The following is an 8000-nucleotide window of genomic DNA, read 5'->3' as shown; positions in this document are numbered from 1 at the left end:
GTGTGTGCGGGATCGCACCGGCGCCGCCGGGCCCCGCGCGGGCGCGCCCCCCCCCCCCGCCCCCCCCCCCCCCCCCCCCCCCCCCCCCCCCCCCCCCTCGGGCGGGACGTCCCGCGACGCCCGCGCGGGACCTCAGACGTTGAAGCCCAGGGCCCGCAGCTGCTCGCGGCCGTCGTCGGTGATCTTCTCCGGGCCCCACGGCGGCATCCACACCCAGTTGATGCGGTGGCCGGCCACGACGTCGACGAGGGCCTGCTGCGTCTGGTCCTCGATGACGTCGGTGAGGGGGCACGCGGCGCTCGTCAGCGTCATGTCGATCGTCGCGACGTTGTCCTCGGAGACCGACAGGCCGTAGATGAGACCCAGGTCGACGACGTTGATGCCCAGCTCGGGGTCGACGACGTCCTTGAGGGCCTCCTCGACCTCCTCCACCGCGGCGGGGGTGGGGCCGGTGGCCGGGGCGGTGGCCGTCCCGGCGTCGGTCCCGGCGCTCGGGCCGGTCGTCTCGGTCGTGTCGCTCACGGGTGGTCTCCGATCTGCTGCGGGGGTGCGCCGCTCAGGCGCCGGCGCCGGCGAGGAAGCGGTCGTACCCGGTCTCCTCGAGGGACTCGGCGAGCTCCGGGCCGCCCTCCTCGGCGACCTTGCCGTCCACGAAGACGTGGACGAACTGCGGGGTGATGTAGCGCAGGATGCGCGTGTAGTGCGTGATGAGCAGCACGCCGGGGTTGTTCTCCCCCGCCAGCGCCTTGTTCACGCCCTCCGAGACGACCTTCAGCGCGTCCACGTCCAGGCCGGAGTCGGTCTCGTCCAGGACAGCGAACTTCGGCTGGAGCAGCTGCATCTGCAGGATCTCGTGGCGCTTCTTCTCACCGCCGGAGAAGTGCTCGTTGACGTTGCGCTCGGCGAAGGCGGAGTCCATGCGCAGGTCGTCCATCGCCTGCTTGACGTCCTTGACCCAGGTGCGCAGCTTCGGCGCCTCGCCGTCGATCGCGGTCTTGGCGGTGCGCAGGAAGTTCGACACCGTCACGCCGGGGACCTCGACGGGGTACTGCATGGCCAGGAAGAGGCCGGCGCGGGCGCGCTCGTCCACGGACATCTCCAGGACGTCCTCGCCGTCCAGGGTGACCGAGCCGCCCGTGACGGTGTACTTCGGGTGCCCGGCGATCGAGTAGGCCAGCGTGGACTTGCCCGACCCGTTCGGGCCCATGATCGCGTGGACCTCGCCGGAGCGGATGGTGAGGTCCACCCCGCGCAGGATCTCCTTCACGCCGCCGTCGGCCTCGTCGACGGTCACGTGCAGGTCGCGGATCTCCAGGGTGCTCATCAGTTCTCCTCCAGCACGCTCGGTGCCACGGTCGTCGGGGCCGGGGTGCCGCCGGCCAGTTCGGTCTCGATGGTGGCCATGAGGCGCTCGGAGATCTCCGGCACGCCGATCCGCTCGACGATGCTGGCGAAGAAGCCGCGCACCACCAGGCGGCGGGCCTCCTCCTTCGGGATGCCCCGGGCCTGCAGGTAGAACAGCTGCTCGTCGTCGAAGCGGCCCGTCGCCGAGGCGTGCCCGGCGCCGACGATCTCGCCGGTCTCGATCTCGAGGTTGGGCACGGAGTCGGCGCGGGCGCCGTCGGTGAGCACGAGGTTGCGGTTCAGCTCGTACGTCTCGGTGCCCTCGGCCGCGGCGCGGATGAGGACGTCGCCGATCCAGACGGCGCGGGCGCTCTCGCCCTGCAGCGCCCCGCGGTACTCCACGTAGCTGCGGCAGTTCGGGACCTCGTGGTCGACGAACTGGCGGTGCTCCAGGTGCTGGCCGGAGTCGGCGAAGTAGACGCCGAGCGCGGTGGCGTCCCCGCCGGGGGCCGCGTAGCGCAGGTTCACCGACAGGCGCACGACCTTGCCGCCCAGGGAGACGGCGATGTGCCGCACCGTGGCGTCGCGACCCGCGACGACGTCGTGCTGGCCGCTGTGGACGGCGTCGGCGTTCCACTCCTGCAGCGAGACGACGGTCAGCTGCGCGCCGTCGCCGGCGCGGACCTCCACGTTGCCGCGGTGCGCGCCCGAGCCCAGGTGCGAGAGCACCACGAGGGCGCGCGCGTGGTGGCCGGCCTCCACGACGACGTGACCGGAGGTGGTGGCGCCCGCGGTGCCGCGGACGGTGACCAGCACCGGCTCGTCCAGCTCGGCCTCGGCGGGCACGCGCACCAGGTGCGCCTCGGCGGTGGTGGCCCAGCCGGCGGCCGCGGCGCGGTCGCCGGGGACGAACCCGGTGCCCGCGCCGACCTCGGCCGGCGTGCCCGTGCGGTGCTCCACGCCCTCGGGCGCGCGCACCTCGACGACCGGCGCCGGGCCGGCGGTCTCCTCGAACAGCGGCGCCAGGTCGCGCAGCGGGGAGAACTTCCACTCCTCCTCGCGCCCGCCGGGGACGGGGAAGTCGGCGACGTCGAAGGAGGTGCGGCGCTCGGCGCGGCTGGCGTCGGGCACCGAGCCGGCGCCGTGGCTGTGCGCCCGGGCGGTGTTGGCGGGCGAGCCCGCCGCCGGGTCGGTGGTCGTCTCGTCGACGGCGGTCATCAGCCGACGGCCCCTTCCATCTGCAGCTCGATCAGGCGGTTCAGTTCCAGCGCGTACTCCATGGGCAGCTCGCGCGCGACGGGCTCGATGAACCCGCGCACGATCATCGCCATGGCCTCGTCCTCGGCCATCCCGCGGCTCATCAGGTAGAAGAGCTGGTCGTCGCTCACCTTCGACACGGTCGCCTCGTGCCCCATGACGACGTCGTCCTCGCGGATGTCGTTGTAGGGGTAGGTGTCCGAGCGGGAGATCGTGTCCACCAGCAGCGCGTCGCAGCGCACCGTCGAGGCGGAGTGGTGCGCGCCCTCCAGGACCTGGATGAGGCCGCGGTAGGAGGTGCGCCCGCCGCCGCGGGCGATGGACTTGGACACGATGGAGCTGGCGGTGTGCGGGGCGGCGTGGACCATCTTGGCGCCCGCGTCCTGGTGCTGGCCCTCGCCGGCCATCGCGATGGACAGCGTCTCGCCCTTGGCGTGCTCGCCCATGAGGTAGACCGCCGGGTACTTCATCGTCACCTTGGAGCCGATGTTGCCGTCGATCCACTCCATGGTGGCGCCCTCGGCGGCCGTGGCGCGCTTGGTCACCAGGTTGTAGACGTTGTTCGACCAGTTCTGGATGGTCGTGTACCGCACGCGGGCGTTCTTCTTGACGATGATCTCCACGACCGCCGAGTGCAGCGAGTCCGTCTGGTAGATCGGCGCGGTGCAGCCCTCGACGTAGTGCACGTAGGAGCCCTCGTCGGCGATGATCAGCGTCCGCTCGAACTGGCCCATGTTCTCGGTGTTGATCCGGAAGTAGGCCTGCAGCGGGATGTCGACGTGGACGCCCGGCGGCACGTAGATGAACGACCCGCCCGACCACACGGCCGTGTTCAGCGCGGCGAACTTGTTGTCGCCGGCCGGGATGACGGTGCCGAAGTACTCCTTGAAGAGCTCCTCGTGCTCGCGCAGGCCCGTGTCGGTGTCGACGAAGACGACGCCCTTCTCCTCCAGGTCCTCGCGGATCTGGTGGTAGACGACCTCGGACTCGTACTGCGCGGCCACGCCCGCGATGAGGCGCTGCTTCTCCGCCTCCGGGATGCCCAGGCGGTCGTAGGTGTTCTTGATGTCCTCGGGCAGCTCGTCCCAGCTAGTGGCCTGCTTCTCCGTGGAGCGCACGAAGTACTTGATGTTGTCGAAGTCGATGCCCGACAGGTCCGAGCCCCAGTCCGGCATGGGCTTGCGGTCGAACATCTTCAGCGCCTTCAGGCGCTGGGCGAGCATCCACTCCGGCTCGGACTTCTTCGCCGAGATGTCGCGCACGACCTCCTCGGACAACCCGCGGCGGGCGGAGGCGCCGGCGGCGTCGGAGTCGGCCCAGCCGTAGCGGTACTTGTCCAGGCCCTCCAGCTCGGGGTGCTCGACCCCGCTGGTGGTGATCTCCGGTGTGCTGGTCATCGTCGTCGTCCTTCCGTCGGCGTCGATCCCTCCGCCGGGGTGCGCGCGCTGGCGTCCCGGGGAGCGTGCTCGGGGGCGGCCGGGTGGCCGTCGGGGCGGGTCCGGGGCGGGACCCCGGGCTCGTGGTCGGGGTGGGCGGCGCGGGGGTGGGCCACGAAGGTCGTGCACACGTGGTCGCCCTGCGCCAGCGTCGCCAGGCGCTGCACGCGCGTGCCGAGCACCTGCTCGAACACCCGTGCCTCCGCCTCGCACAGCTGGGGGTACGCCTCGGCCACCCGGCGGACCGGGCAGTGCCCCTGGCACAACTGGGTGCCCTCCGCGGGTGTTCCCTCCCCCACCGGGCGCACCGAGGCCGCGTAGCCCTGCCCGGCCAGGGCGGCCGCGAGGGCGGCCACGCGCCGGGCCACGCCGTCCGCGTCCGGCCCGCCGTCGTGCTGCGCCAGCCGCTCGCGCACGGCGCGCGAGCGCTGCTCGGCGAAGCGCCGCGCGAAGTCCTCGACGGCGGCCTCCCCGCCCGTGCGGGCCAGGTGGTCCAGGGCCGCCAGGGCCAGGTCGTCGTAGCCGGAGGGCAGGGCGTCGTGCCCGGCGCTGGAGACCACGTACTCGCGCGCGGGACGCCCGCGGCCGCGGCGGCGGCCCGGGGTCGCCTCGCGGGCCTCCAGGACACCGGCGGCGGTCATGGCGTCCAGGTGGCGGCGCACGGCCGCGCCCGTCAGGCCGAGGACCTCGGCCAAGCGGGCGGCGGTGACCGGGCCCAGCTCGGCCACGGCGGTGCGCACCCGCGTGCGGGTGCGCTCCTCGACCTCCGCCCCGCCGGCGCCCCCGCCGGGAGCCGCCGCACGAGGTGAGGCTGCCCTCACCAATTCCACAACACCCATGTTACCTAATTGGTGCGCCCGGTCCCACCCGGCCCCCACCCGGCCCCCGCCGGTCCGCGTCCCGCGCGGGCTCGGGACCGGGGGGCCGGGACGTGGCTCGTAGACTCGGCGACCGTGGCAGTCGGCTCGACCTCCCCCGACCTGCGCGAGGTCGTCCCCCGCGGCGCACCCGCGCTCGAGGTCGCCGACCTGCGCAAGCGCTACCGGGGCCGCGCGGTCCTGGACGGCGTCTCCTTCACCGCCGCCCGCGGGCGCGTCACCGCCCTGCTGGGCCCCAACGGCGCCGGCAAGACGACGACGGTGGCCTGCTGCGAGGGCCTGCGCCGGGCCGACAGCGGCACCGTGCGCGTGCTGGGCCTGGACCCGCACCGCGACGGCGCCGCCCTGCGCCCCCGGGTGGGGGTGGTCCTGCAGGACGGCGGGCTGCCCACCGGCGTGGGCGCGCTGGAGGCGCTGCGCCACGTCGCCGGACTGCACAGCCACCCCCTGGACGTCGGCGCGCTGGCCGAGCGGCTGGGGCTGACCTCCTTCGCCCGCACGCGCGTGCGCCGGCTGTCCGGCGGTCAGCGCCAGCGCCTGGCCCTGGCCTGCGCCCTGGTCGGGCGCCCGGAGCTGCTCTTCCTCGACGAGCCCAGCGCGGGCCTGGACCCGCAGGCGCGCCTGGCCGTCTGGGACGTCGTGCGCGAGGCCCGCGCCGCAGGTGTCGCGGTGCTGCTGACCACCCACCTCATGGAGGAGGCCGAGCGCCTGGCCGACACCGTCGTCGTCGTCGACCGCGGCCGCGTCGTGGCCACCGGCACCCCCGAGGAGCTGACCCGCGGCCCCGCGGCGCTGACCTTCACCGCCCCGCCGGGGCTGCCGGTGCGCACCCTGGCGCTGGCCCTGCCGGCCGGCGCGGAGGTCGCCGAGCCCGAGGCGGGGCGCTACGTCGTCTCCGGCGTGGCCCCCGGCCCCCAGGTCGCCGCCACCGTCACCTCCTGGTGCGCCACCCACGACGCCTGGCCCGAGGGGCTGGGCAGCCAGCGCCGCACGCTGGAGGACGTCTTCCTCGACCTGACCGGACGGAGCCTGCGGTGAGCGCGACCGACCGGCCCGCGGCGCCCGGCCCCGCGGCCGCCGCGCTCGACCTGAGCCCCGCCGGCGCAGCGGCCCCGTGGCCGCGGCGCGTGGTGCGCCAGGCCGGGCTGGAGGCGCGCGTCGCGCTGCGCAACGGCGAGCAGCTGCTGCTGACCCTCGTCCTGCCCGTCATCGTGCTCGTGGCCGCCGCCCGCACGACCTCCGTGTCGCTGGGCGAGACCACCGCCGCCCAGCGCCCCGGACTGGCCCTGGCGGGCGTGCTGGCGCTGGCGGTGGTCTCCACGGCCTTCACCGGCCAGGCCATCGCCACCGGCTTCGACCGCCGCAACGGCGTGCTGCGGCTGCTGGCCACCTCCCCGCTGGGCCGCAGCGGGTTGCTGGCCGGCAAGGTCGGCGCCGTCCTGGCCCTGGTCGCCGTGCAGGTGCTCGTCCTCGGCGCTGTCGCCGCGCTCGTCGGCTGGCGCCCCGACGCGGCGGCCGCGCTGGCCGCGCTGCCCGCCTTGCTCCTGGGGGTGGCCGCCTTCACGGCGCTCGGCCTGCTGCTGGCCGGCACCGTGCGCGCCGAGGCCACGCTGGCCGCCGCGAACTTCGCCTGGGTGCTCCTGCTGGCCGGCGGCGGCCTCGTGCTGCCCTCCCCCGTGCCGTGGCTGACGGACCTGCTGCCCTCCGGGGCCCTGGGCGAGGCGCTGCGCGCCGCCGTCACCGGCCACGCCGTGGCCCCCGGCCCGCTGCTGGTGCTGCTGGTGTGGGCGCTGGCCGCCTCCGCGGCCTGCGCCCGCTGGTTCCGGTGGGAGTGAGGTCACACCCCGCGGCCCCCGCGCGCGGGAGGGGCACCGCCCGCCCGGCGCCTAGGATTCGCTCGTGAGCGTCACCGCCGGTCGCCCCGCTGCCACCGCCCCCGGCGCCGCGCGAGGCCGCGGCGGTCCGCTGACGGGCTGGTGGTCCCGCGTCCTCGCCTTCAACGTCTTCGCCGAGTGCCTCATCGTCGTCACCGGCGGCCTGGTCCGGCTCACCGGCTCCGGACTGGGATGCCCCACCTGGCCCGAGTGCACCCCCGGCTCGTTCACGCCGACGGTCGTGCAGGCCGAGGGCTTCCACAAGTGGATCGAGTTCGGCAACCGCACCCTGACCGGGCTGGTCGGCCTGGCGGCCCTGGCCGCCCTCGTCGTCGTCTGGCGCCGGCGCCGCTTGGACCTCCTGCCGTTCGTGGGCCTGGTGCTGTTCGGCATCCTCGCCCAGGCCGTCATCGGCGGGATCACCGTGCACACGGCGCTGCACCCGGCGTTCGTCATGACGCACTTCCTCGTCTCCATGCTGCTCATCACCGCCTCGACGGTGCTGTGGATGCGCGGCAAGGAGGCCCCCGGCCCGCGGCGGCCGGTGGTGCGCCGCGACATCCGGGGCCTGGCCTGGGCCGCCGCCGCTGTGCTGGCCGCCGTCCTCGTCGTCGGCACGGTCGTCACCGGCTCCGGCCCGCACTCGGGCGACGCGGAGGAGCCGGCGCGCTTCCCGCTGGACCCGCAGTCGGTCAGCTGGCTGCACGCCGACCTCGTCATGGTCTTCGTGGGCCTGCTCGTCGGGCTCGTCGTCGCCCTGCGGGTGACGGCCGCACCGGCCCGCACCCGCCGCCTGGCCTGGCAGCTGATGGCCGCCACGCTCCTCCAGGGCGCTGTCGGCTACGCGCAGTACTTCACCGGGCTGCCGTGGGCCGTCGTCGCCGTCCACATGGCCGGTGCCTGCCTGCTGGTCGTGGCGATGGCCCGGCAGCTGTGCGTGCTCACCGAGCCGGTCGTCGCCGCTCCCGCCGCGGTCGGCGAGCGCACCGCCCAGCCCGCCTGAGACCCCGCCGGACCCGCCGAGGGCCCCGCACCCCGCCCGGGGTGCGGGGCCCTCGGCACGTCCGCGCCGGTCGTCGCGCGCGGGCGCCCGACCCGGTCGCGGGGGGGGGGGGCGCGCGGGGCCCGCCCCCCCCCCCCAGCCCCACCCCCCCCCCCCCCACCCCCCCCCCCCCCCCCCCCCCCCCCCCCCCCCCCCCCCCCCCCCCCCC

General features: G+C 75.4%; 8 protein-coding genes. 3 read left to right on the top strand and 5 right to left on the bottom strand.

Annotation, left to right across the window (positions count from 1 at the left end; genetic code table 11):
- Positions 1-132 precede the first annotated feature (132 nt).
- From ACRYMY_RS19255 to ACRYMY_RS19235, 5 genes are read right to left on the bottom strand one after another with little or no spacing between them, the layout of a single operon-like run.
- Entirely contained in the window at positions 133-522 is a 390-nt protein-coding gene (locus ACRYMY_RS19255; RefSeq protein WP_432548828.1) for a metal-sulfur cluster assembly factor, read from the bottom strand.
- 34 nt (positions 523-556) lie between these two features.
- The gene (sufC, locus tag ACRYMY_RS19250; RefSeq protein ID WP_432548827.1) at positions 557-1324 is read right to left on the bottom strand and encodes a Fe-S cluster assembly ATPase SufC; all 768 of its coding nucleotides are present in this window, start codon (positions 1322-1324) and stop codon (positions 557-559) included.
- Positions 1324-2562 carry a Fe-S cluster assembly protein SufD gene (gene sufD / locus ACRYMY_RS19245; protein WP_432548826.1) on the bottom strand — a complete coding sequence of 413 codons (1239 nt, stop codon included), beginning with the start codon at positions 2560-2562 and terminating at the stop codon, positions 1324-1326. The genes sufC and sufD overlap by 1 nt, the downstream gene beginning before the upstream one ends.
- Positions 2562-3998, bottom strand: coding sequence for a Fe-S cluster assembly protein SufB (gene sufB, locus ACRYMY_RS19240; protein ID WP_432548825.1), 1437 nt, complete (start codon positions 3996-3998; stop codon positions 2562-2564). The genes sufD and sufB overlap by 1 nt, the downstream gene beginning before the upstream one ends.
- The gene (locus ACRYMY_RS19235; protein WP_432548824.1) at positions 3995-4876 is read right to left on the bottom strand and encodes a helix-turn-helix transcriptional regulator; all 882 of its coding nucleotides are present in this window, start codon (positions 4874-4876) and stop codon (positions 3995-3997) included. The genes sufB and ACRYMY_RS19235 overlap by 4 nt, the downstream gene beginning before the upstream one ends.
- A gap of 114 nt (positions 4877-4990) precedes the next feature.
- Between ACRYMY_RS19235 and ACRYMY_RS19230 the strand changes: the two genes are divergently transcribed.
- From ACRYMY_RS19230 to ACRYMY_RS19220, 3 genes are all read left to right on the top strand, one after another.
- Positions 4991-5953: an ABC transporter ATP-binding protein gene (locus ACRYMY_RS19230; RefSeq protein WP_432548823.1), complete on the top strand. Its 963-nt coding sequence runs from the start codon at positions 4991-4993 to the stop codon at positions 5951-5953.
- Positions 5950-6750: an ABC transporter permease gene (locus ACRYMY_RS19225; RefSeq protein ID WP_432548822.1), complete on the top strand. Its 801-nt coding sequence runs from the start codon at positions 5950-5952 to the stop codon at positions 6748-6750. Before ACRYMY_RS19230 ends, ACRYMY_RS19225 begins: the two co-directional genes overlap by 4 nt.
- Before the next feature lie 64 nt (positions 6751-6814).
- Positions 6815-7792 carry a COX15/CtaA family protein gene (locus tag ACRYMY_RS19220; protein WP_432548821.1) on the top strand — a complete coding sequence of 326 codons (978 nt, stop codon included), beginning with the start codon at positions 6815-6817 and terminating at the stop codon, positions 7790-7792.
- Positions 7793-8000 lie beyond the last annotated feature (208 nt).

Origin of the sequence: Kineococcus haloalkalitolerans, assembly GCF_050871905.1 — a bacterium.
Taxonomy (GTDB): domain Bacteria; phylum Actinomycetota; class Actinomycetes; order Actinomycetales; family Kineococcaceae; genus Kineococcus.
This window is presented reverse-complemented; position numbering and strand designations above follow the sequence as displayed.

What these genes read in the sequence shown, in the direction of transcription:
- sufC (WP_432548827.1), bottom strand. Translation starts at nt 1,324, where the DNA reads ATGAGCACCCTGGAGATCCGCGACCTGCACGTGACCGTCGACGAGGCC.
- sufD (WP_432548826.1), bottom strand. Translation starts at nt 2,562, where the DNA reads ATGACCGCCGTCGACGAGACGACCACCGACCCGGCGGCGGGCTCGCCC.
- sufB (WP_432548825.1), bottom strand. Translation starts at nt 3,998, where the DNA reads ATGACCAGCACACCGGAGATCACCACCAGCGGGGTCGAGCACCCCGAG.
- ACRYMY_RS19235 (WP_432548824.1), bottom strand. Translation starts at nt 4,876, where the DNA reads ATGGGTGTTGTGGAATTGGTGAGGGCAGCCTCACCTCGTGCGGCGGCT.